Genomic DNA, 22,312 nt, shown 5'->3' on the forward strand with positions numbered 1-22,312 from the left:
GTCATCTGCCAGTCATGTGCAGTGCCTAGGCTTGCTGGACCAAGAAGCGGATCGATGGACAGTCGATCTTGCCCCGAAACAGTGCTGGTCTAGTCCAGATAGGTAACGTTGATGCGCATCGATGCAACCAAAGCGGTGACAGCCATCGGACAGGTCCTGCAAGAGCAGCTCGACCACGGGTTGCTGGCGCCCGGCAGCAAATTGCCGGCCGAGCGCAAGCTCAGTGAGTTGTTCGGGACCACGCGGATTACCGTGCGTGAGGCGTTGTTGCAGCTCGAAGCCCAGGGGCAGATTTATCGGGAGGAGCGCCGGGGCTGGTTCGTTTCGCCGCCGCGCCTGGCCTACAACCTGATGCAACGCAGCCATTTCCACGCCATGGTCGCAGCCCAAGGGCGTGTGCCTTCTACCCAAGTGATCTCGGCGCGCCTGCAACCGGCCTCGGCGGCGGTATGTGCCTGGTTGCAACTGCCGGCGTTGTCCAGCGTGATCCAGATCTGCCGCGTGCGGCGTATCGACGAGCGGCTGGTGCTGTACGTCGAGCACTACCTGAACCCGCAGTATTTTCCGGACATCCTGGGGTTCGACCTCAACCAATCCATCACCGAACTGTACGCACGCCATTACGACCTGCACTACGGCCGGGTGAAGTTTGAAATCGTGCCCACCTCGTTACAGCCGGAAGCGGCAGCGGCGTTGAAGGTTTCGGTGGGCAGCCCCGGGCTTCGCATCGCACGGGTCAACTATGACCAGCACCAGCGGCTGATCGATTGCGACCTGGAATTCTGGCGACACGATGCGATCCATGTCGGCGTGGATGTGCCGGAGCAACCTGTACCGGAACAATCGCCCGCAGCCTGAGGCAGGCTCAGAGCGACTCGTTGAGCTTGCTCAGGATCTTGATCACCACCGTGGCGAGGATCAGCAACATGCCGATCCACATGGCAAAGACCCCGACGCTCTTGTCACGGAAGTTGAAGCCGATGGCCAGCAGGATCATGCCGGCGATGATGGGCACCAGCATGGCGTTGAACGAAGATATGGAAACCATGGAGACAGCCTTGTCGGGGGGGATAAGGTCAGTCTAGTTGGGGTTTTCCCAGGATGTGATGATGTAAGTCACATCCCCCGCGATCCCGAGGTGAACACTCTTGTGGCGAGGGAGCTTGCTCCCGCTCCAGTGCGCAGCACTGGCAAATCTGCATTCAACCGCAGTTTTGGGGCTGCTGCGCAGCCCAGCGGGAGCAAGCTCCCTCGCCACATGGGGCCATTCACACAGAGGGGGCGCGGCGGTTATGGCAACTCGCGCGACGCATAAAACGCGCTCAACACCTTCACCAGATGCGCCAGGTCATGGCTGCCGCACAGTTCGCGGATCGAATGCATGGCGAAGGTCGGTAGACCGATGTCCACGGTGCGCACGCCCAGTTGGCTGGCGGTGATCGGGCCGATGGTCGAACCGCAGCCCATGTCGCTGCGCACTACGAAGCTCTGCACCGGCACTTCTTCAGCCATGCACAGGTGGCGGAAGAACCCGGCGGTTTCGCTGTTGGTGGCGTAGCGCTGGTTGCTGTTGACCTTGATCACCGGGCCGGCGTTGAGCTTGGGACCGTGGTTGGCGTCGTGCTTGTCGGCATAGTTGGGATGCACGCCGTGGGCGTTGTCCGCCGACACCAGCAAGGATTTCTGAATGGTGCGGACGAACTCTTCACCTTCAGGCAGCAGGCGACGCAGGGTTTGCTCCAGCATCGGGCCGTCGGCACCACAGGCCGAGCACGAACCGACCTCCTCGTGATCGTTGCATACCAGCACGCAGGTTTCTTCGGTATCGGCGTTCAGCAACGCATGCAGGCCGGCGTAGCACGACAGCAGGTTGTCCAGGCGCGCACCGGCGATGAAATCGCCGTGCAGGCCAATGACCGCAGCGCTTTGTGTGTCGTAGAAACTCAACTCGTAGTCGAGTACCACGTCGGCGTTCAGGCCATGTTCGCGGGCCAGTTGATCGGTGAGCACGGCACGGAAATCGACGCGCTCGTCCCCGGCGAACTGGGCAAGGATCGGCGGCAGTTCATTCTGTGGGTTGATGGCCCAACCCTGGTTGGCTTCGCGATTGAGGTGGATGGCCAGGTTCGGAATCGTGGCGATCGGCGCCTTGAAGTCGATCAACTGGCTTTCGACCTTGCCATCACGGCGGAAAGTCACGCGCCCGGCCAGTGACAGGTCGCGGTCGAACCACGGCGCCAGCAACGCGCCACCGTAGACTTCCACGCCCAGTTGCCAGAACCCGTGGCGTTGCAGTTCCGGCTGCGGTTTGACCCGCAGGCAGGGGCTGTCGGTGTGGGCACCGACCAGGCGGATGCCATCGTGCAACGGTGAGTTGCGGCCGAGCTTGAAGGCGATGATCGAGGAGTCGTTGCGCGTGACGTAATAGCGACCGTTGGCCTCGGTGGCCCAGGTCTCGCGTTCGTCAAGACGCTGATAGCCAGCCGCTTCCAGGCGCTTGGCAAGGCTGGCGGTGGCATGGAACGGGGTAGGGGAGGCCTTGAGAAAGTCGATCAGGCCCTGGTTCAACTCTGCGCGCATAAGAAACTCCAGACAGCAATGGGCGGCAGTTTACCGTATTGGTGGTCGCTGGGGAGGGTGCGGCGTGGATATGTGAGTGACTCGGGGTGGGCCTGTGGCGAGGGAGCTTGCTCCCGCTGGGCTGCGCAGCAGCCCCAACAGCAGCAACCCCAATCAAGCAGACTTTCCGAGGTGTCAGTCTTTAGGGTCGCTTCGCGGCCCAGCGGGGATAAATCCCCTCACCACAGGGATCGGTGGTGTCTCTTAGAACGGTGCCGGGCACTCGAAGCGCAGGCGCTCGCCGCTTTGCGGATGAGTGAAGCTCAGCATGCTGGCGTGCAGGCACAGGCGTGGCCAGGCAGCGAGGGCCTGCGGGTGGGCGTAGAGTCCGTCGCCCAGCAGCGGATGACCGATGGACAGCATGTGCACGCGCAACTGGTGCGAGCGCCCGGTAATCGGCGTGAGTTCGACCCGGCACCAATCGCCGCAACGTTCCAGTACGCGCCAGAAGGTCAGGGCGTGTTTGCCGTGCTCATGGTCCACCACATGCCGGGGTTTGGTCGGCGGGTCGTAGCGCAAGGGCAGGTCGATGCTGCCGCTGTCCAGTTCCGGTTGGCCCCAGCACAACGCCGTGTAGGCTTTTTCGGTTTCGCGATCATGAAATTGCCGGGACAGTTCGCGATGAGTGTCCGGGTCGCGGGCCAACAGGATGATGCCGGAGGTTTCCCAGTCCAGTCGGTGCACGATTCGGGCTTCCGGATAGCCGTTTTCCTGCAGGCGGGTGATCAGGCAGTCCTTGTTGTCGTCGGCCCGGCCGGGCACGGAGAGCAACAGGGTCGGCTTGTCGACCACCAGGACAGCGGCGTCCTGATGAATGATGCGGATGTTGGACAGGGGCATTGAAAACAGTCTCGTTACAAACGCCAACGGCGGCGCGGGCCCTTCTCAAGCCCACGAATGGGAGGAGAAGGACCCGAGCCGCCGTGGCTCCCGCCGGCGCGATCAGCGATCCGGCAGGGTGATGTTGAGTTCCAGGATCGAGCAGCTGCCCTGGCTTTCCAGTGCCACGTGCACGTCATCGCTACCGATGTTGACGTATTTGCGGATCACTTCCACCAGTTCCTTCTGTAAGGCCGGCAGGTAGTCAGGGGTGCTGCGTTGGCCGCGTTCGTGCGCCACGATGATCTGTAGACGCTCTTTCGCGACCGAGGCGGTACTGGGCTTTTTGTTGGCACGAAAGAAGTCAAAAAGGTTCATTACCTACCTCCAAACAGGCGCTCGAAGAAACCTTTCTTCGTTACATCGAGGAAACGATGCGCTACGGTTTTGCCCAGCAGGCGATCGACGGCATCGCTGTATGCCTGGCCGGCGTCGCTCTGATCGTCGAGAATCACCGGCACGCCGGAGTTGGAGGCCTTGAGTACCGCTTGGGATTCGGGAATGACGCCCAGCAGGGTGACCGCGAGGATTTCCTTGACGTCTTCGACGCCGAGCATTTCGCCGTCGCTGACCCGTTGTGGGTTATAGCGAGTCAGCAGCAGGTGTTCCTTGATCGGCTCTTCGCCCTTTTCGGCGCGGCGGGATTTGCTTGCCAGCAGGCCCAGCATGCGGTCGGAGTCGCGGACCGACGACACTTCCGGGTTGGTCACGACAATCGCCTCATCGGCGAAGTACATGGCCAGGTGGGCACCTTTCTCGATACCGGCCGGGGAGTCGCAGACCACGAACTCGAAGTCTTCCTTGAGTTGCATCAGGACTTTTTCCACGCCTTCCTGGGTCAGCGCGTCTTTGTCGCGGGTCTGGCTGGCGGCCAGCACGTAGAGGTTCTCAAGGCGCTTGTCCTTGATCAGGGCTTGTTGCAGGTTCGCTTCACCGTTGACGACGTTGACGAAGTCATAGACCACGCGACGCTCGCAACCCATGATCAGGTCCAGGTTACGCAGGCCGACGTCGAAGTCGACGATGACTGTCTTGTGGCCGCGCAGAGCGAGACCGGTACCGATAGCGGCGCTGGTGGTGGTCTTACCCACACCACCCTTGCCGGATGTAACCACGAGAATCTTGGCCAAGGTGTTTCACCCCTAAGGAAAAAGGACTTTTTCAGCCCCTGAAAAACATCTCTGGAAAACGGCTGCAATTGGACAGGCTTGGCTGGAATCGGATGTCGGACGGGGTCTACCTCCGGTAAACACTGCCTGATCCTTTTTCCTACGTCGTTTAAGCCGTTTTCGCTCGTTTTAGAGATGCTTGGAAAATGCGGCAGTATCCGTTAAAGCCGAATGATGTTCAACACGTCGCCCGACAGGCTGATCTGAACGCCCGCCCCCCACAACGGATCGCGGCGCAAATCCTCGGAAACCTTGTACTGCCCGGCGATGGAGACCAGTTCAGCGCTCAATTGCTGACAGAAGATCCTGGCTTTCGTATCTCCCTTGACGCCGGCCAGCGCGCGGCCGCGCATCGGGCCGTATACATGGATGTTGCCATCGGCCAGAAGTTCCGCGCCCGGGCTGACCGAGGACACCACGACCAGATCGCCACCCTGGGCATAGATCTGCTGCCCGCCGCGTACTGGCGAGGTGATGACGCGCGTCGGCTTGATGGTGGGTTCTGGTGGTTTTTCCGGGACTTTCCTGGCTTCGACCGGGCTCAGTTCCAGCACGCGCTCCCGGGCGCCGGACGGCGGCAGCACCGGAATGTCCACGGCGATGGCCGCGGCGATGTCTTCGATGCGGCTGGCGCGGATCGCCAGGGTGCGCAGGCCGTGCTGGCGGCAAACGCGCATCAGGCCTGGCAGGTCCACCGCGCCTTCGCCGGCCGGCAGCTTGTCCAGGGCCAGCACCAGCGGTGCATTGCTGAAGAAGTTCGGCGCCTGGGCGACTTTGGCCGCCAACTGCCGGTCAAGGCCTTCCAGGTCGTTGCGGGCCAGCTCCAGCACCGTAATGGCGAGCATGCTGCCCTTCAACTGGAACACGGGATCTTGGTCTAGCGGTTCGGTTTGGCTCATGGTCGGCGTACAACGGCTTGTCACTAAAAGTGCCGAGACTTATAACGAGATCGTCCGCCAGCCGCAACCCGGGTCGAACAATGTAGAATGCGCGGCCCATGTCTTAATGGAAGTTGTAATGGATCGCCCGCGTTTTCGAGCTGCATTTTTTCATCCGCGTTTCTGGCTGCTGTGGTGCGGCCTGGGCCTGCTGTGGCTGATCGTTCAATTGCCTTATCCGTTGTTGCTGCGGGTCGGTCGCGCACTGGGCGCGCTGATGTATCGAGTAGCCGGCGACCGACGGCGCATCGCGCGGCGCAATCTGGAACTGTGTTTCCCGCAAAAGTCCGCCGTCGAGCGCAAGCGTCTGCTCAAGGAAAACTTTGCCTCCACCGGCATCGCTTTTTTCGAAATGGCCATGAGCTGGTGGTGGTCGCGTTCGCGTTTGGCGAAACTGGCCCATGTCGAAGGGCTGGAGCATCTCAAGCAGGCCCAGCGCGAGGGCAAGGGCGTGATCCTGATGGCGCTGCATTTCACCACCCTGGAAATCGGCGCGGCGTTGCTCGGCCAGCAGCACACCATCGATGGCATGTACCGCGAGCACAAGAACCCGCTGTTCGACTTCATCCAGCGCCGCGGCCGCGAGCGGCACAACCTCGACTCCCTGGCCGTGGAGCGTGACGACGTGCGCGGCATGCTCAAGCTGCTGCGGGCCGGGCGGGCGATCTGGTATGCGCCGGACCAGGATTACGGCGCCAAGCAGAGCGTGTTCGTGCCGCTGTTCGGCATCCAGGCCGCGACGGTCACCGCCACCAGCAAGTTCGCCCGCTTGGGCAAGGCGCTGGTGGTGCCCTTCATCCAGGAACGCCTGGCCGACGGCAGCGGTTATCGCCTGGTGATCCAGGCCCCGCTGACGGATTTTCCGGGCGAGACCGAGGAAGTCGATTGCATCCGCATCAACCAGTGGGTCGAGCAGTCGGTGTGTGATTGTCCTGAGCAATACCTCTGGGCCCACCGGCGCTTCAAAAGCCGTCCACCGGGCGAGCCGAAGCTGTACGACAAACGCGGTTGAGCCAATATCCGCCATTTCAGCACCTTGAGCACGGAGCATTGCGATGACCCCAGCTGAACCGGTTACAGGTTTGATTCTTTCCGGCGGTGGGGCTCGAGCGGCGTATCAGGTAGGCGTGCTGGCGGCCATCGCCGAATTGTTGCCAGACGGTGCGGACAACCCGTTCCCGGTGATCGTCGGTACGTCGGCCGGGGCAATCAACGCCGTCAGCCTGGCGAGCGGGGCGATGGACTTCAAGACCGCCATCGAGCGGCTGACGGCGTTCTGGCAAGCGGTGCGCAGCCATCAGGTCATGCGCAGCGACTGGCGAGGCGTGATCGCCCAGGCGACGCGTTTCATTACCCACAGCCTGTTGGGCCTGGGGTCCAAGTTGCCCGTGGCACTGATCGACAGTTCGCCGTTGCGCGAACTGCTCCAGGCCCAATTCCACGCCTCGGGTATCGAGCAGGCCATCGTCGAGCAGCAACTGCGCGCGGTGGCAGTGACGGCGTTCGGTTATGAATCCGGCCAGGCCGTCACCTTCTACCAAGGGCGCGGGACCATCGATGCCTGGCTGCGACATCGACGTATCGGGGTGCCGACGCAGTTATCGGTGGAGCACCTGCTGGCCAGCTCGGCGATTCCCTTGTTGTTCGCGCCGGTCAGGATCGGCCCGCAATACTTCGGTGACGGCGCGGTACGGCAATCGGCGCCCATCAGCCCGGCCTTGCACCTGGGGGCCAATCGGGTGCTGGTGATCGGCGTCAGCGGCAATCCCCGTGGCGCGGGTGGTCAGGATCCCGCCGAGCGCAGCTACACCGGCCTGCAACCGACCCTGGCGCAGATCGGCGGCCATATGCTCAACAGCACGTTCATTGACAGCCTGGAAAGCGACATCGAGTTGCTTGAGCGCCTGAACGGGTTCAGTCACCTGCTGCCCGCCGACGTGCCGGCCCACGCCCTCGGCGCGGCGCCGGTGGACGTGCTGGTGATTTCGCCCAGCCAGCCCATTGATGAAATCGCCGCCCGCCATCGGCAGGAACTGCCCCGTGCGCTGCGGTTATTCTTGCGCGGGCCGGGCGCGACCAAGACCAGCGGCGCGGGGGTGCTGAGTTATCTGTTGTTCGAGTCGGGCTATTGCAGCGAACTGATCGAGCTGGGACGCCAGGATGCACTGGCGCAGCGTGAGGCGTTGAGTCGGTTTTTGGGGTTGTCCTGACGGATGCAAGCAGGTCCCCCGCTATCGCGAGCAAGTTCGCTCCCACAAGGGATTTGCGGTGGGCGCTAAATCCTGGCTTTCACGAAACCAATGTGGGAGCGAGCTTGCTCGCTCTCACCTGGGTGGTGCGATTAGAAATGGTACTTGAGCAAGAAGCTGGTATTGCTCTGGTTGGTCTTGAACCCGTCGCTGTCTTCGATCCCGTACTTGTTCTTCCAGTAGTCGTACTCCACGCCCACATACAACTGCTTGGCACCGAGCTTCAACGCCTTGCCCAGGTCATATTTGATCTGCGGGTTGATGTGCAGGTTGGCGTGGTAGGTGCCCTTGGAGTTGGTGTCATTGTCCACCACCCAGTCGATGAAACCGTCGATCAGGAGGTCGGATGAGCCCATGGGGATGGTGTAGGCCCAGGTCGGAGTGATCTGCCAGACGTTGTCACCGGCGCGTGGACCTTCGGTCTGGCGGTTGTAGAAGTTCAGCTGGAAGTAGTCGAAGCCGGGAATCGCCAGGTCGAAACCCGGGCCGATCAGGTAGGACTCGTTGTCGCCTTCGCCGAATTCATACGTCATGGCCAGCAGCACGTCCTTGATCGGACCCAGTTCCAGCTTCTGGTCGAAGATCTTGCCGAACGACAGGCGTGGGCTGAACTCACCGTAGTAGGTGTTCGGGCCGGACTGGCTGTCGTCCTGGCCGTTGTAGAAGATCCGGTCGAGGAAGAAGAAGTTATCCCCGTATTTCCAGGCATCGGCGTGTTCGAAGGTTACGGTCTGCTGGATGCGCGGGTTGACCTGGAAATCCTTGCCGTACAGGTAGGTCAGACTATTGTTCTGCCATTGGAACAGGTCATCGGCCATCGCTTGGCCTGCGACCAACAAGGCGCCTGCGAGTGTCAGGCTGGTGCATGTACGTTTCATTCGGTTTGCTCCCAAAGGTAAGTGGTACCGCCATTTTTTTTTTCAGATCAGCGCTCTTGATGTGGCGCTTTTTTCTACGGATAAAAACATCCGTTCGGTCAGCTTTTTGCTCGTGGCAGATGCTGATAGCAAGAGCTGAGCCAAACCCGAAAAAAGCTCGTCCAGCTATTTGGAACAGTCGAAAAAGATGTTTTCCGGGGACGTCCGATATCCCCCGTGATGCCGGGATAAGCTGGCGTTTCGGTCAGGATTCGATGATTTTTTTACGCTGCCCGGGTGTGAACGGCCGCGCAGGGTACGGGCTTGTCCTGGTGGGATCAAGTGCCCTGCAACGGCGCATTCGCGGCGAATTTGGGGCGCGGCTCAGTTGGTCCGCGCGCCCTGGTTGATCCACGCGCCGATCAGGTCGCGTTCCTGCTGGGTCATCTGGGTGATGTTGCCCAAGGGCATGATCTGGGTGGCCACGGCCTGGGCCTGGATGCGCGCAGCCTGTTGCTGGATTTGCTCTGGCGTATCGAACATCACCCCACCTGGCGCGGCGCTGAACAACGGGCTAGTGGGCTTGGCTGAATGGCAGACCGAACAGCGCTCCTGGATCACGCTGTGGACCTTCTCGAACGACGGGCCCTGGGCGTTGGTCGCCTGGGTGGGCGCCGGTGCCGGTGCGGCCGGGGCAGTCGCTGGTTTTGCGCCACCGCCCACCGCCGTTTCCGGCAGCGGCTGGTATTCGATGGCGGCTGGCGTCTTGGCCACGTCCGGTGCGTTGGAGACTGGCTTGGGGCCGGTGACATACGCCAGGCAGATCATCGCCAGGGCGCCGACCGGCAGCGTCCAGGCAAACCGGTTGCTGTCATGGCGGGTGTTGAAGTAATGCCGCACCAACACCGCCGCCACGGCGATCCCGGCCAGGATCAGCCAGTTGTACTGGCTGCCGTAGGTGCTCGGGAAATGGTTGCTGATCATGATGAACAGCACTGGCAGGGTGAAGTAGTTGTTGTGGCGCGAACGCAGCAAACCCTTGGCCGGCAACGCCGGATCGGGCGTGCGGTTCTCGGCGATGGCCGCCACCAGCGCACGTTGGGCTGGCATGATGATGCGGAACACGTTGCCGACCATGATCGTGCCGATGACCGCCCCGACGTGCAGGTAGGCACCGCGACCGCTGAACACCTTGCTGAACCCGTAGGCGGCGGCGATCAACAGCACAAACAGGATCAAACCGAGTAGGGCGGGGCGCTTGCCCAGGGCCGAGTCGCAGAGAAAGGAATAGACGAACCAGCCGACGAACAACGAGCCGATACCCAGCGCCACGCCTTCGGGGCCGCTGAGGCTGCTGCCGGGGGCCAGCAGGTATAGGGTCGGGTTCCAATAGAACACCACGCACAGCAGCGCGACACCCGACATCCAGGTGAAATACGCTTCCCACTTGAACCAGTGCAGGTTGTCCGGCATGGACGGTGGCGCGAGTTTGTATTTTTCCAGGTGGTAGATGCCGCCACCGTGGATGGCCCACAAGTCACCAGCCAGACCACTTTTTGGATTGACGCGATTGAGGTTGTTTTCCAGCCAGACGAAGTAGAACGACGCGCCGATCCAGGCCACGCCAGTGATCATATGAACCCAGCGTACGCTCAGGTTCAGCCATTCCAGCATATGTGCTTCCACAGTCTTTACCTCTCGCCCGTCACGCTTGTCTGCGCGTGATCGGACGCTTCTCTTATTGGTGGGGGGCGAGGATCAGTAACTCATCCTCTTGGAAAAAATGCTCATCGCAGTTATTGCCTGTGCCACTGCGATCAACCACCAGGAAGTCATCCCGCTTTTCGATCGTCAGCACCGGGTGGTGCCAGACGCCGCGATGGTAATTAATGCCCTGCCTGCCGTTGGTGACGAAGGCGCGGACCAAGCCTGATACAGGTGCATCGCCAAGTGGCGCGACCACGATCAGAAAGGGGTTGCCGAGCAGCGGAATGAACGCCTGGCTGCCCAGCGGATGGCGCTCCAGCATGCGCACGGTCAACGGCATCTCCAACGCGTCGGCGCGGAAGATGCTGATGATCGCCTGATCGTCCGGCGTGGCGGTTTGCACCGTTGCCAGACGATGGAAGCGCATGGTCGAGCCGTTGTTGATCATGAAGTGATCGCTGCCATCGGTTTCGATCACGTCACCGAACGGGGCGAAGGCTTCTTTGGTCAACGGTTCGATCTTGAGTGTGCGCATGCTGGTCTTCTTATCCAAAAAATTCTGTGTCGTTTGTTCAGCTTTTGTGGCGAGGGAGCTTGCTCCCGCTGGGTCGCGAAGCGGCCCTCGAAATGGGACTGCTGCGCAGTCCAGCGGGAGCAAGCTCCCTCGCCACAGGTGCGGTGTTTACTTCGCTATCTTGCCCAGCACCCGCAGACGACTCACGCCACCATCCGGGAACACGTTCAGGCGAATGTGGGTGATCGGTCCCAGGGCCTTGATCTGCTCGGCGAAGGTGTGTTCGGCGTGCATTTCCAGTTTCTGGCTGGGCAACAGCTCACGCCAGAACAGCGATTGGGTTTCGATCTGGCTGTCGGTGCCGCCCTTGACGAACGCGCCCTGGATCGAGCAACTGTCGGGGTAGTTGCCCTTGAAGTGCAGGGTGTCGACGATGACTTGCTCAACGATGCCGGCATGGCCCAGGGCGACGATGACCCAGTCATTGCCCGGGGTGCGACGACGGGCGGTTTCCCAGCCATCACCCATGTTGACGCCACGACCCGGGTTGAGGATGTTGCTCATGCGGCCGAAGTGTTCATCGGAGCAGGCCAGGGCACGGCCTCCGTTGAGGGCTGCGGCCAGGTCGATCTGTTCGTTGTCGCCCACGGCCGACCAGTCGCGGTACGGAATGCCGTAGACCCGCAACCGAGCCACGCCGCCATCGGGGTAAATATTGAAACGCAGATGGCTGAAGGCCTGGTCGTTGTTGATTTCGTGATAGTGGTGGCTGTTGCCTTGCAACTCGACGGCCGAGAGCACTTCCGTCCATTGGGTGTTTTCGTCTGGCTCACCTTCGCTCAGGAAGCAGGCTTCCAAAGAGGCCGATGGCGGGTAGTTACCGGTGAAGAATGAGGTGTCGATGTCCACGCCTTTGATCGAGCCGGCCACGCCCAGGCGGATCACCGCGCTGTCGTAGCCTTCGAAGCGCTTGCGCCGCGATTCCCAGCCGTCCATCCACTTGCCGTTGTCATCGAACACGCCCTCCTTCCATACGGCCGGGGTCGGCTGGAACAAACGGTTGGCGTCGGCGAACCAGTCATCGGTGACCGAGATGATCTTGGTGCCGAGGCGGGCGTCGGCCAGGTTGACGAACTTCTCGAAAGGTACGGCGTAAGTTTTCATTCTTCTTGTCTGCCTTTAATAAGTTGGCTGGGGATGCTTGCAGGAGGCTGCTCGCTAAAGGGTCAGTAGTCGGAACAACGCGATCTTGTTGATCTCTGCCAGCGCGCATTTGAATTCGGTGTCTATCGAGTGATGGATGCGCGTTTCGAACGCCGCGAGGATCTGGTGCCGGTTGCTGCCTTTTACCGCCATGATGAAGGGAAACTTGAACTTGGCCTTGTAGGCGTCGTTCAGCTCGGTGAAGCGCTGAAACTCTTCGGCCGTGCATTGGTGAATACCGGCGCCGGCCTGTTCGTTCGTGCTGGCTTCGGTCAGTTGGCCCTGGACGGCAGCAAAGCCTGCCAGGTCCGGGTGAGCGTTGATCAGTGCCAGCTGGCTGGCGTGATCGGCACTCAACAGGATGTCGCTCATGCGCTGGTGCAGGGTTTCGATCTGGTCGATCGACGGGTCCTGGCCCAGGTCGAAAGCCTTTTCGGCGACCCATGGCGAATGTTCGTAGATGTCGGCAAAAGCCCGGATGAAGGCTTCACGGCTCAAGGTCGAGGGCTTGAGGGTCTGGAAGGCGCTCATTTCGACGCTCCTGGTTTCGAAGCCCCTTGATACGGATGGGTCTGCTGCCAGTGACGCGCAATGTCGACACGACGACTGAACCAGACGTGTTCATGGCCTTTGACGTATTCGAGGAAGCGCTTGAGGGACGCCAGGCGGGCAGGGCGGCCGATCAGGCGGCAATGCAAGCCGATCGAGAGCATCTTGGGGGCTTCGGCGCCTTCGGCATACAGCACGTCGAAGGCGTCCTTGAGGTATTGGAAGAAATCATCGCCCTTGTTGAAACCCTGCACCTGGGTGAAGCGCATGTCGTTGGTGTCGAGGGTGTAGGGGATCACTAGATGCGGTTTGCCGTTGGGTGTGTTCGGTTCCCAGTAGGGCAGGTCGTCGTCGTAGGTGTCGCTGTCATAGAGAAAACCGCCTTCCTCCATGACCAGCCGGCGGGTATTGGGGCCGGTGCGACCGGTGTACCAACCCAGCGGGCGCTCGCCAGTGATTTCGGTGAGGATGCGGATCGCTTCGAGCATGTGCTCGCGCTCCTGGGCCTCATCCATGTATTGGTAGTCGATCCAGCGATAGCCGTGGCTGCAGATTTCGTGACCGGCGGCGACCATGGCGCGGATCACCTCCGGATGGCGCTGGGCGGCCATGGCCACGGCGAAAATGGTCAGCGGGATATCGAATGCCTTGAACAGCTTGAGGACCCGCCAGACCCCGGCACGGCTGCCATACTCGTACAGCGATTCCATGCTCATGTTGCGTTCGCCCTGCAGCGGTTGTGCCGCGACCATCTCCGAGAGGAACGCCTCGGATTCCTTGTCGCCATGCAGGATGTTGCGCTCGCCGCCTTCTTCGTAATTGAGCACGAAGGACAGGGCGATGCGGGCATTGCCCGGCCACTGGGGATGGGGAGGGTTATTGCCGTAACCGATCAGGTCGCGTGGGTAGTCAGCGCTCACTGCAGTTTTCCTTCTTGTTCGAACCATGTGGGTGGCGCCCGGCGATGGATCATAGGCTGGCGTCACGACGATGGGATGATTGTATACAACTTTATGTGCGATTTGTAAGCCCGGTTTTTTGCATTTTTCACCGCTGTCCCAGGTTTGTCTACACTGCAAGAAACCTGCCCATCTGGTCAATTAATGGCTGGAAGAATGGCGTATCCGTTGGTTTGGCTTAAGATTGGGCAGGAACCTTTGTCGGAACGAGTGCCGACTGAGTATCTGTTTTTTATTGTGTACAATTTTCTTTTAAAGTGTCTTAATTCGCTCATCGCCGTAGTGTTTCGTGCTCCGAAACGGTGCGGCCTGTCTTTCAACTGATTCAGGAGGCGTCGCGCCGGACTGCCCAGCAGCGAGGCACGCACAATCAATGGGACGTTTGACTACTCACGTTTTGGATGCTGCACACGGCTGCCCGGGCAGCTCGATCAAGGTCGAGTTGTACCGCGTGGAAGGTTCGCAACTGCAGCTGGTCGCCAGCGCGCTGACTAACAGCGACGGTCGCTGCGACGCGCCGCTGCTGCAAGGGGATAACTACCGTTCGGGCGTCTATCAGATTCAATTCCATGCCGGCGATTACTACCGCGCCCGTGGTGTCCAGTTGTCCGAGCCGGCGTTCCTGGATGTGGTGGTACTGCGCTTCGGCATTTCGGCCGAGCAGGAGCATTACCATGTGCCCCTGCTGATTTCGCCTTACGCCTATTCAACCTATCGAGGCAGTTGAGCCCCCAAGCAACTGCCTGGTCCTGGAAGCCACTGCGCATAAAGCTTCTTTGGTTTTTCGCCCGCTCACACTGCGGGCTTTTTTTGCGCGGCGTATTTACAGCCTGGAATTGTCATCCCGGATGATGAAGACCGTGTCGGCAATGCCTGGACGGATTTCAGTACCGCCTTTGAGCCAGATGATTTTGTTGGCAGCGTGGGCGTCCCTGACGACTTTCGCCGCGGCTTCGCCGAGCTGGTTTTCCAGGAGGACGCCGGCTGTATTGGGGTCCAGGTACGTTGGCAGGGAAATCTTTGGGATCCTGGTGCGATGCAGGCTCATGAAAAATACATGGTCATGCTCGGCGCGTTGGAATACCAATGCCGGGAAACTATTGTAGGAGCTTGGCTCCATGACCGTGTAGCCGTTGCGGGTCAGAAGGGCGGCCATAAAGCGTTTGAACTCCACGGGTGTGTACGTCGACTGGAAAGAAAGCCACTGTCGCTGGAACCGCATGGGATCAAAATCCAGCCGCTCCAGCGTCCCCGTCGAAAATGGGGCGGGCAGGGTTATCGAGCGGGCAGCCCCTCTGGAGGAGGCCGTGGTCGCAAGCGTTGGCAGCATCAAGAGCGGATCGGACCATTGCGGATGCGGCGCGAGGTTGGCGTTTTTCCAGCCGTTGAAAATCTGGCGCAGGGCGGTCAAGCCCGCGGCATCGGCGAACGGTCCGTTATTGGCGAGTTCGAATTGCTTTCTTGCGATGTTTTCCAAGGTGACTGTCGTGACTTCTGGAAAACAATCCCTGACGTAAGCCGTCAGTGGTTTTTCAAAGGGAAGCCGGGCGTCAATTTCCCACTGGTTATCCGGTGGGATTTGCATTGCGCCTCGGGGCTGCTCGTCAGGCGTATGCCGGAGGGTGGCTTCCAACAGGTCAAAATCATAGGTGGGATGAGTGGGCGGCTGAACGTAGGCGATCGGATGTTCTCGCGCGTCGCTGCGTGTCACCACCTTGTAGTGGACGTTGTCCAGGGTGATGAACTCGGACACCATGAATCTTGGGTCGATCCCCCAATTCTTACTGAATACCGGGGCGCTTTGCCCAGGTGTTTCGCTTTGTGAGGTCGTCGCGCGCTGACGCTTAGGCGCGGTCACTGGCGACGCCTCATCATCCGATGGCCTATGGGGCGTGGAAGCAAGATCGGAATCATCGTCGTGCATCGCCTCTCGGTGCGGAATCTGACGCCATAGGTGGCTGCCTTCCACTTGCTCCAGGCGTGGTCCGGAGGCGACGAGTTCGATGCCTGATCGGGCCCTGTAGTTCTGTTCGGAATCGCGTCCAAGCAGCACCGTCCCACCCTCTGAAAGCTCGACGTAAGTGCGTGTCCTGAACGTCCGGATCCCAGACGTTGCGTCCGGCTCCGATAACATGGGCACCAGCTCGGGTGAAAGGTAGTAGTCGTCCAGCGATACCGAGGCAGGGGCTTCACGGATGGTGGCCGGTGATGCCATTTCGGATATCTGAATGGTCGAGAGCAAAGATTCAGGCGTTTCGATCGCGTGCTCGGTTGGCGAGACGGATGGTGGATCGATTCCCTCTCCCCTCACTGGGTTTGCGAGCGCTGTTTCCGCTGTCGTATCGCGGCTGGAGTGAGGTGTATCGGGGGGCGACTTTGGCGGCTTGGGCCGGGTGTTTTGTCTTGGACTCATTGAAAATGCCTGTTCTTGAGTTTGAAAAATAGTGTTGATTCATGCGGCCATGAAGCGAGCGGCCTGTCGCATAGCGAGCAGGCCCAGGGCTTGAGAATGTTCGTGGAAAACCAACAGGCAGGTGCGGTACATATGTATGGCGTCTGGAAAAAGCTTCGAAAAGATGCCTGAAGCCTATATCTGTTCGGGAGAGGGCTCAGCCAATGAGAGGAGCCAGCCCATTTGCGAAAGCCTGATGCCGAAGACCGCGCTCAGGGCTAGCGCCCGGGCAAACATCACCGAGTGTGCCAATGTGACGCTCTCCATCAATTCCACGCACTTGCCACGCAACGAACGCAGGGCTTCATCCCCCATGGGTGGGGTCTGGCTGAGGCCATCGCGGGCCAGGTCCTGATAGATCTGGAGGGCGTGTTCACACAGGTCTGTTTTTCTCAGGTCCGCCGTCTCAATGACTCGGGACTTATCGGTGTCGAGGATCCATTGGCGGGTCTTGAGGTTATAGCTCAAGTTGCCGGGAGACCCATCCTTGACAGCAATGTGAAGGACCTTCAGTTCATCGGATGCCAGGCTGGACAGTTCGCTGGGCAACACTGCGCTGGGATCGGCGAGTGGGACAAAGTACCGGCCATCGAGCGCTTCTACATAAACTCGCTCGAACAGACTGTCGACAGCATGGACAACGCCTCGTGCGGTGATGACGCGTATCTGGTCGACAAGGTCTCCAGCTTCATGGACTGGAAGATGAATGATTGCTGTGCCGATCCGCAGTAGGTTGGAGGAAAATGTGATCTCAACTGGCCCGAGGTGCCGGGCGTCGAGTTCCCATAGCGAGGCCCGGGGGAGTCGGGGGTTGGCGCCAGCCAGCGCGCCCGGCGTGGACAGGCGTAGCGTCATGTCCGGGCTCAAGTGAACAAGGTAGGTGGCGCCTTCGCCAATCAGCACTTCGATGCCTGTCTGTTCGGTAGGGGATGTGAGCAGGGCGCAGGCTGCCCAACTGCGCATGTAGTGGGGATGCTTGTCCAAGGGCTGTAGGTAGGCGTAGTGCTTTCTCGTCGGTGTGAGTGCCCGTGGCGCTTCTGTTTTCCACTCGACCGGCTCTTTACCGATGAATGTTTTGTCCAGCAACAGATCATAGTCAGGCGAGGGTTGGACCAGACGGTAGGATGAGCCGTCGTTCATGACCAGAATGAACGTGTGATGCGAACCCAAGGCGGAAAATGCACGCCGCCCTGTCTGCGGGTTTTGCGCGCTATAACGTTCATCGGAACTTGCCAGGTTCTTCAAGACGACTCGGCGAATGCCAAAGTGTAATGTCAGGCCACATTCGCCGTATTTCACGGTATCCCCTTCGGCGTCCTGAGTGGCGTGGGCGCTGTAATGGGCTTCGATACGGGTCAGTTCAGCGTCGCTATAGTCCAGATGGAGGGTGGTGGAGAATTTGCTTTTTTGCTTGACCTTGAGCCGGGTGAGTTCATTGATGCGCGAAACATAAAAACTCGTGTCTTTGTCATGGGCGATCTGCTGCTCGCTTCGTCCATTGAGGATGGCCGGGTTTCGTGGTGTTCCTGCCTGCACCACGATGGCTTCAATGTCCAGCGGACCGCGGTGCTCGATCGTGTCAGGCAGGTCGGGCACCAAATGGTAGCCATCCTGGGTGATGAACGTCAGCTTATTGTTTTGTAGGGGGCTTGGATAATCGGTGTCTTCATAGACGTTCCTGATGATGACTTTTCGAAGCGCCCAGTCGTTTGCGTCGAAGCAGGACGTCATAACCAAGTGACCTTCTTCTATTCGCCAGCTTTCAATCAGGTCCGCTCTCCAGTCCAGAGCGATGACGCTGTTGCCTACGCCATCTTCGCTGATGGAGACACAACCGGGTTTATGTGCAATGGCATAGACATCATCGCCAGGTCCACCGTCTGCATTACGGTTGTTTCCATTCAGGAGAAAAATCCGGTCATTTCCCGCACCGGCCTCGATTGAGTCATTGCCGCGGGATTTAATGATGTTCGGGCCGGCGCTGCCCTTGATGACGTTGGCACCGCCCTCAGGGATTTCGACATTTTCAATGCCTTCAAGGCGCGCATGGGGAGTGTGTTCGCTCTCTGTTTGATGACTGGCTTGAGTGATGACGGATACGTGCCCGGCCTCCAGGTCGACCTGATAGCCCAGGCGCGGCTCCTGACTATTGCGGGTGCGACCCGATAAGATGAGCGTGTCGTTGCCCAGGCCTCCCATCAGGGTATTCGTTGTTTGTCCTCCACTGAGAGGCTCTGCCGAGCCCTCGAAGATGAAAACGTCATCTTTCACGCCGCCGGTCAGTTTTTTAACGCCCGCCCCGTAATGGAAGACATTTGGCTGGTTTTCAACGCCTAGAATCGTGTCGTCGCCACCGCCGATATACCAATGGATGCCTTTATCTTCCGCCGACGTTTCAATGACTGCGCCGGGCGTCTGAGCAGTAACGCCACTTCGCGCGTCGATCCAGTCGTCGCTGTCCTTGATCCTGGGACGTACTGTGGTCGCCTGGTATTGTTCTCCCGTCCACCAATTCCAAGTGGTGTAGGTCACCGGTTCGAGTTCTACGGTGAATGCTCCGTTTACGATCGCCTCAGTGCTGTCTTTCAATGGGCCCTTGAGCAAGTACAAGGCATTGGCCCGCAGCCGCTTGGTATGTTCGGCGGTCGCCTTGGCGAGGGTGTAGCGATCCTGGATGTCTTTATCAGGGCTGATTGCCCAGAAAGCGAGCCAACCGGTGCGCAGGCGCTCGTGCGCGGTGAGTTCGATATAGTCGTCGATTTCATCGACTTGACGAATCGCGCCCCAGATTTGTGATCCCACCACCAGGATAAGCCCCGCGGCAAGGCCCACGGGACCTGCTGAACTGAAGCCTGCCAGTGCCGCGATGCCGAGGGTCAAGCTCATGGCCGCACTGGTGACGCTCAGGGCGGCGCTGACGTAGTGGTCGGTGGCTTCCTTGCCGGTGGCGCGGGCGGCGGCCTTGAAAGAGTCGACAGCGGCGATGATATCGAAAGGCAGTGTCAGTACGCTGGCGATCAAGCTGCTTCCACGGGCGAGCCTTATGGCGAAGCCTGTTTTGGCGAAATCCCTGAGGGCGCTCTGGCCGGCCTTGATCATCTGAGTGGCTTGTCGGGTCACCGCTGCCTCGACACCGATCGAGGCCATCTCGGCCGCCACGCCGGCCCCGTTGAAGACCGTCTGGTAAGCGTCCTTGTTCTGGATGGCGTCCTGCAGGCCTCGCAGACCGCTGTAGATGCCGAAGGCCTGGAGGCCAAGGCCCGTTGGGATGAGGAGGTTGCTCTTCGCTTGGCTCACCCAACTCATGGTTTGCGAGAGCGCATGGAGGTTGAGTCTCTGGGCGGCGTTCAAAAGCTTTTCAAGCGTGCTTCGATACCCGGTTGGTTCAGCCTGTGTATCAGGACTTTCTTTCAACAAGGGGCGCGCCGTGGGCGAACGTTGACTCGCCATTTCGAAAAGCAAAGTGGGTAACCGATAGTCGTCCACATCGCTGGTGATCGTCATACGCGTTTCGATGTCAACGGCGCTGAACTGCAGCGAGTTCAAGAAAAAGCGATTGGGGGTGCGGAAAAAAGTATTGTCCCCTGTCAGCGGTTGTCCATCGGTCGTGGCGCCCAACGCATCCAGGGCTGAACGGGTCACCTTCACGGTGCCGATAGAGAGTGGGCCATAAAGTTTATCCACGACATCGAGTTGGGCCTGCCGATGCTTGTGTTCGGCGCTGAGCGGCGTCTCATCGGCCACCCTGAAATCGAGTGTTTCGACGGTGTGCTCATTGGCATGAAAGCCCAGGTCCGTAATGACTACGGCGTGCTCGTCAGAAACAGGGGAGGGATAGAAAACCTTGGTCATTGTGAACGTCCTTGTTCAACGATGATGTGAATGGCCCTCTATCTAAGGTGTTTTCCTGAAGGGTGTACATCGATTGGTTGTTGCGGTGTTTTGCGAAAGCCCGACATGAAAAACGACGGGTTCAGTGGCTGGACAGTAAAGAGGCTGCGCCCGCGCCGCCAAATAATCCTGCGCTGATGCGGTTGAACCAGCTCTGGCCTTTCCCCGTACGCAAATACCGCGCCGCGCCGTGAGCGCCGAGACCGTAGGCCAGCTTGCACAGCAGGTCGAGCACGGTCCAGGTGGCGATCATGATCAACAGTTGCGGCAGGAACGCTTGCTCGGCCAAGAATTGCGGCAGGAACGCGGCGAAGAACAGGATGTCCTTCGGGTTGCTGGCGCCCAGCATGAACGCCCGGCCGAAGAGGGCGCCAAAGCGTGGGACGGCTGCGGCCTGGGGCACTTCGGCGCCTTGGGCGGGTTGGCGCGACTGCTGCCAGCTCTGCCAGGCTAGATAAAAAAGGTACAGCGCACCAACGATCTTCAGGGCGCTGAACAGTTGCTCCGAGGCCATCAACAACGCACCGAGCCCCAGCGCCGATGCGCTCAACAGGCAGATCGAGGCGATTACGCCGCCGAGGAACGCCGGGTACGAGCGGCGCAGGCCGTAGTTCAGGCTGTTGCCGATCATCAACAGCGACAACGGGCCGGGGATGAGGATCACCACCAAGGCAGCGCCGCTGAACAACAGCCAGGTTTCCAGATTCATTGCGTGGGTCCTTAGGTGCAAAAGCCTCATCCAAGGAATGAGGCGGGTGGCTAGGTGTATCGCTTACAAGAAGATGAACTTGGCGATGAAGATCGCACAGAGCACCCACAGGCTGACGGAGATTTCCTTGTGTTTACCGGTGCCGGCCTTGAGCACCACATAGGTGATGAAACCCAGGGCGATACCGTCGGCAACCGAAAACGTCAGGGGCATCATGATGGCCGTGACGATGGCCGGGATACTGTCGGTCGCCTCGTCCCATTCGATATGGGCCATGCCGCCCATCATCAGCATGGCGACGTAGATCAACGCGCCGGCCGTGGCGTAGGCCGGGATCATCCCGGCCAGCGGTGCGAAGAACATGGCGGCAATAAATAGCACACCGACGGTCACGGCGGTAAGCCCCGTCCGGCCACCCGCCGCTACACCGGCGGCGCTTTCCACGTAGCTGGTCACCGGCGGCACGCCAACCATGGCGCCGAATACACTGGAGGCGCTGTCGGCTTTCAAGGCACGGGACAGGTTTTCGATCTTGCCGTCGGCTTTCACCAGGCCGGCGCGCTGGGCAACGCCCATCAGGGTGCCGGCGGTGTCGAACATGTGCACGAACAGGAAGGCCAGCACCACGCTGATCATGCTGACGTTGAACACACCGGCTACGTCCATCGCCATCCAGGTGGGGGCCAGGCTCGGTGGTGTCGACATGACGCCGTTGTACTGCACCAATCCCAGGCCCCAACCGGCCAGGGTCACCGCGATGATGCTGATCAGGATCGCGCCGAACACGCGGTGATAACTGAGCACGGCGATCATCAAGAAGCACACCGCGGCCAACAATGGACCGGGCTCACGCAACGAGCCGAGCTTGATCAAGGTCGCGGGGCTGTCGACGATGATCCCGGCGGTTTTCAGGCCGATCAGCCCGAGGAACAAGCCGACCCCCGCGCCCATGGCGAACCGCAGGCTCACTGGAATGCTGTTGAGCAGCCACTCGCGCACTCGTGACAAGGTCAGGACCATGAACAGCACACCGGAAATGAACACCGCGCCCAACGCGGTTTCCCAGTTGTAGCCCATGGTCCCGACCACGGTGTAGGTGAAGAACGCGTTCAGGCCCATGCCTGGCGCCAGGCCCACCGGCCAGTTGGCGTACAGTCCCATCAGCAGGCAACCCAGGGCCGCGGCGATGCAGGTGGCGACGAAGGCGGCGCCGTGATCGATGCCGGCGTCGGCCATGATGTTGGGGTTGACGAAGATGATGTAGGCCATGGTGATGAAGGTCGTCAGGCCGGCAATCAGCTCGGTCTTCACCGTGGTGCCATGCAAGCTGAGTTTGAAGATGCGCTCCAGCCAGCCACTGCGTAGTGGCGGCGAGAGGTCCAGCGTTCGGGCTTCGGGTTTGCGGCTTTCCACAGCGAGTACTCCTCAAGAGTCTTATTGTTATTTCCTGCACCGCATACGCCCTGGGGGTGGTTGCGATGCGCTGAGGCAGGTAAGGCTGGCGAAGTATGTTGACCTGTTGGTCAGGAACTCGCACGAAGCGAATTATGCTTTTGTATACAAATAATGCAAATAATGTTTTCTGTGTTGTCGACGAAATGTCGGGCAATAGGGATA

General features: G+C 60.0%; 20 protein-coding genes. 4 read left to right on the forward strand and 16 right to left on the reverse strand.

Going from position 1 to position 22,312, the window contains the following annotated elements; translation table 11 throughout:
• Positions 1-111: 111 nt before the first annotated feature.
• Entirely contained in the window at positions 112-858 is a 747-nt protein-coding gene (locus V7773_RS15595) for a UTRA domain-containing protein (protein WP_063324803.1), read from the forward strand.
• 7 nt (positions 859-865) lie between these two features.
• On the opposite strand, the gene V7773_RS15600 is transcribed toward V7773_RS15595, so the two are convergent.
• From V7773_RS15600 to minC, 6 genes are all read right to left on the reverse strand, one after another.
• A complete protein-coding gene (locus V7773_RS15600) occupies positions 866-1,048 on the reverse strand; it encodes a hypothetical protein (protein WP_063324804.1) in 183 nt (60 codons plus the stop codon).
• Between the two features lie 242 nt (positions 1,049-1,290).
• Entirely contained in the window at positions 1,291-2,580 is a 1,290-nt protein-coding gene (locus V7773_RS15605; RefSeq protein ID WP_336074086.1) for a M18 family aminopeptidase, read from the reverse strand.
• 243 nt (positions 2,581-2,823) lie between these two features.
• Positions 2,824-3,459: an RluA family pseudouridine synthase gene (locus V7773_RS15610; protein ID WP_003204542.1), complete on the reverse strand. Its 636-nt coding sequence runs from the start codon at positions 3,457-3,459 to the stop codon at positions 2,824-2,826.
• 102 nt (positions 3,460-3,561) lie between these two features.
• On the reverse strand, positions 3,562-3,816 hold the full coding sequence (minE, locus tag V7773_RS15615; protein ID WP_003179111.1) for a cell division topological specificity factor MinE: 255 nt from the start codon (positions 3,814-3,816) through the stop codon (positions 3,562-3,564).
• Entirely contained in the window at positions 3,816-4,628 is an 813-nt protein-coding gene (gene minD / locus V7773_RS15620) for a septum site-determining protein MinD (protein ID WP_058542331.1), read from the reverse strand. Before minD ends, minE begins: the two co-directional genes overlap by 1 nt.
• Positions 4,629-4,828: 200 nt before the next feature.
• Positions 4,829-5,566: a septum site-determining protein MinC gene (gene minC / locus V7773_RS15625; RefSeq protein ID WP_063324805.1), complete on the reverse strand. Its 738-nt coding sequence runs from the start codon at positions 5,564-5,566 to the stop codon at positions 4,829-4,831.
• Between the two features lie 118 nt (positions 5,567-5,684).
• Here minC and V7773_RS15630 point away from each other — a divergent pair, with 118 nt between their 5' ends.
• Positions 5,685-6,617: a lipid A biosynthesis lauroyl acyltransferase gene (locus tag V7773_RS15630; RefSeq protein WP_336074087.1), complete on the forward strand. Its 933-nt coding sequence runs from the start codon at positions 5,685-5,687 to the stop codon at positions 6,615-6,617.
• A 43-nt stretch (positions 6,618-6,660) separates the two neighbouring features.
• Positions 6,661-7,815, forward strand: a complete 1,155-nt coding sequence (locus tag V7773_RS15635) for a patatin-like phospholipase family protein (RefSeq protein ID WP_336074088.1) — start codon at positions 6,661-6,663, stop codon at positions 7,813-7,815.
• 131 nt (positions 7,816-7,946) lie between these two features.
• On the opposite strand, the gene V7773_RS15640 is transcribed toward V7773_RS15635, so the two are convergent.
• The 6 genes from V7773_RS15640 to puuE form a co-directional block, all read right to left on the reverse strand.
• Positions 7,947-8,732, reverse strand: a complete 786-nt coding sequence (locus tag V7773_RS15640) for an outer membrane protein OmpK (protein WP_092147742.1) — start codon at positions 8,730-8,732, stop codon at positions 7,947-7,949.
• 363 nt (positions 8,733-9,095) lie between these two features.
• Positions 9,096-10,397 carry a urate hydroxylase PuuD gene (locus V7773_RS15645; RefSeq protein WP_092413238.1) on the reverse strand — a complete coding sequence of 434 codons (1,302 nt, stop codon included), beginning with the start codon at positions 10,395-10,397 and terminating at the stop codon, positions 9,096-9,098.
• 52 nt (positions 10,398-10,449) lie between these two features.
• Positions 10,450-10,953 carry an ureidoglycolate lyase gene (locus V7773_RS15650; protein WP_063324810.1) on the reverse strand — a complete coding sequence of 168 codons (504 nt, stop codon included), beginning with the start codon at positions 10,951-10,953 and terminating at the stop codon, positions 10,450-10,452.
• Positions 10,954-11,100: 147 nt separating this feature from the next.
• The gene (gene alc / locus V7773_RS15655) at positions 11,101-12,096 is read right to left on the reverse strand and encodes an allantoicase (RefSeq protein ID WP_336074089.1); all 996 of its coding nucleotides are present in this window, start codon (positions 12,094-12,096) and stop codon (positions 11,101-11,103) included.
• Between the two features lie 54 nt (positions 12,097-12,150).
• Positions 12,151-12,666, reverse strand: a complete 516-nt coding sequence (uraD, locus tag V7773_RS15660) for a 2-oxo-4-hydroxy-4-carboxy-5-ureidoimidazoline decarboxylase (protein ID WP_336074090.1) — start codon at positions 12,664-12,666, stop codon at positions 12,151-12,153.
• Positions 12,663-13,604 carry an allantoinase PuuE gene (gene puuE / locus V7773_RS15665; RefSeq protein ID WP_063324813.1) on the reverse strand — a complete coding sequence of 314 codons (942 nt, stop codon included), beginning with the start codon at positions 13,602-13,604 and terminating at the stop codon, positions 12,663-12,665. The genes uraD and puuE overlap by 4 nt, the downstream gene beginning before the upstream one ends.
• Before the next feature lie 412 nt (positions 13,605-14,016).
• Between puuE and uraH the strand changes: the two genes are divergently transcribed.
• On the forward strand, positions 14,017-14,370 hold the full coding sequence (gene uraH, locus V7773_RS15670; protein WP_063324814.1) for a hydroxyisourate hydrolase: 354 nt from the start codon (positions 14,017-14,019) through the stop codon (positions 14,368-14,370).
• A gap of 96 nt (positions 14,371-14,466) precedes the next feature.
• Here uraH and V7773_RS15675 read toward each other — a convergent pair whose 3' ends face one another.
• The 4 genes from V7773_RS15675 to V7773_RS15690 form a co-directional block, all read right to left on the reverse strand.
• Positions 14,467-16,056, reverse strand: a complete 1,590-nt coding sequence (locus tag V7773_RS15675) for a hypothetical protein (protein ID WP_336074092.1) — start codon at positions 16,054-16,056, stop codon at positions 14,467-14,469.
• A 174-nt stretch (positions 16,057-16,230) separates the two neighbouring features.
• Positions 16,231-19,947, reverse strand: coding sequence for a calcium-binding protein (locus V7773_RS15680; protein WP_336074093.1), 3,717 nt, complete (start codon positions 19,945-19,947; stop codon positions 16,231-16,233).
• Between the two features lie 121 nt (positions 19,948-20,068).
• Complete coding sequence (locus V7773_RS15685) at positions 20,069-20,695, reverse strand: LysE family translocator (RefSeq protein WP_336074094.1); 627 nt, start codon at positions 20,693-20,695, stop codon at positions 20,069-20,071.
• A gap of 63 nt (positions 20,696-20,758) precedes the next feature.
• Entirely contained in the window at positions 20,759-22,108 is a 1,350-nt protein-coding gene (locus tag V7773_RS15690) for an NCS2 family permease (RefSeq protein ID WP_336074095.1), read from the reverse strand.
• Positions 22,109-22,312 lie beyond the last annotated feature (204 nt).

The sequence above is a fragment of the Pseudomonas sp. 3JA genome (assembly GCF_036961705.1).
In the GTDB taxonomy this organism is placed as follows: Bacteria; Pseudomonadota; Gammaproteobacteria; order Pseudomonadales; family Pseudomonadaceae; genus Aquipseudomonas; species Aquipseudomonas fluorescens_Q.

What these genes read in the sequence shown, in the direction of transcription:
- V7773_RS15595 (WP_063324803.1), top strand. Translation starts at nt 112, where the DNA reads ATGCGCATCGATGCAACCAAAGCGGTGACAGCCATCGGACAGGTCCTG.
- V7773_RS15600 (WP_063324804.1), bottom strand. Translation starts at nt 1,048, where the DNA reads ATGGTTTCCATATCTTCGTTCAACGCCATGCTGGTGCCCATCATCGCC.
- V7773_RS15605 (WP_336074086.1), bottom strand. Translation starts at nt 2,580, where the DNA reads ATGCGCGCAGAGTTGAACCAGGGCCTGATCGACTTTCTCAAGGCCTCC.
- V7773_RS15610 (WP_003204542.1), bottom strand. Translation starts at nt 3,459, where the DNA reads ATGCCCCTGTCCAACATCCGCATCATTCATCAGGACGCCGCTGTCCTG.
- minE (WP_003179111.1), bottom strand. Translation starts at nt 3,816, where the DNA reads ATGAACCTTTTTGACTTCTTTCGTGCCAACAAAAAGCCCAGTACCGCC.
- minC (WP_063324805.1), bottom strand. Translation starts at nt 5,566, where the DNA reads ATGAGCCAAACCGAACCGCTAGACCAAGATCCCGTGTTCCAGTTGAAG.
- V7773_RS15630 (WP_336074087.1), top strand. Translation starts at nt 5,685, where the DNA reads ATGGATCGCCCGCGTTTTCGAGCTGCATTTTTTCATCCGCGTTTCTGG.
- V7773_RS15635 (WP_336074088.1), top strand. Translation starts at nt 6,661, where the DNA reads ATGACCCCAGCTGAACCGGTTACAGGTTTGATTCTTTCCGGCGGTGGG.
- V7773_RS15640 (WP_092147742.1), bottom strand. Translation starts at nt 8,732, where the DNA reads ATGAAACGTACATGCACCAGCCTGACACTCGCAGGCGCCTTGTTGGTC.
- V7773_RS15650 (WP_063324810.1), bottom strand. Translation starts at nt 10,953, where the DNA reads ATGCGCACACTCAAGATCGAACCGTTGACCAAAGAAGCCTTCGCCCCG.
- alc (WP_336074089.1), bottom strand. Translation starts at nt 12,096, where the DNA reads ATGAAAACTTACGCCGTACCTTTCGAGAAGTTCGTCAACCTGGCCGAC.
- uraD (WP_336074090.1), bottom strand. Translation starts at nt 12,666, where the DNA reads ATGAGCGCCTTCCAGACCCTCAAGCCCTCGACCTTGAGCCGTGAAGCC.
- uraH (WP_063324814.1), top strand. Translation starts at nt 14,017, where the DNA reads ATGGGACGTTTGACTACTCACGTTTTGGATGCTGCACACGGCTGCCCG.
- V7773_RS15675 (WP_336074092.1), bottom strand. Translation starts at nt 16,056, where the DNA reads ATGAGTCCAAGACAAAACACCCGGCCCAAGCCGCCAAAGTCGCCCCCC.
- V7773_RS15680 (WP_336074093.1), bottom strand. Translation starts at nt 19,947, where the DNA reads ATGACCAAGGTTTTCTATCCCTCCCCTGTTTCTGACGAGCACGCCGTA.
- V7773_RS15685 (WP_336074094.1), bottom strand. Translation starts at nt 20,695, where the DNA reads ATGAATCTGGAAACCTGGCTGTTGTTCAGCGGCGCTGCCTTGGTGGTG.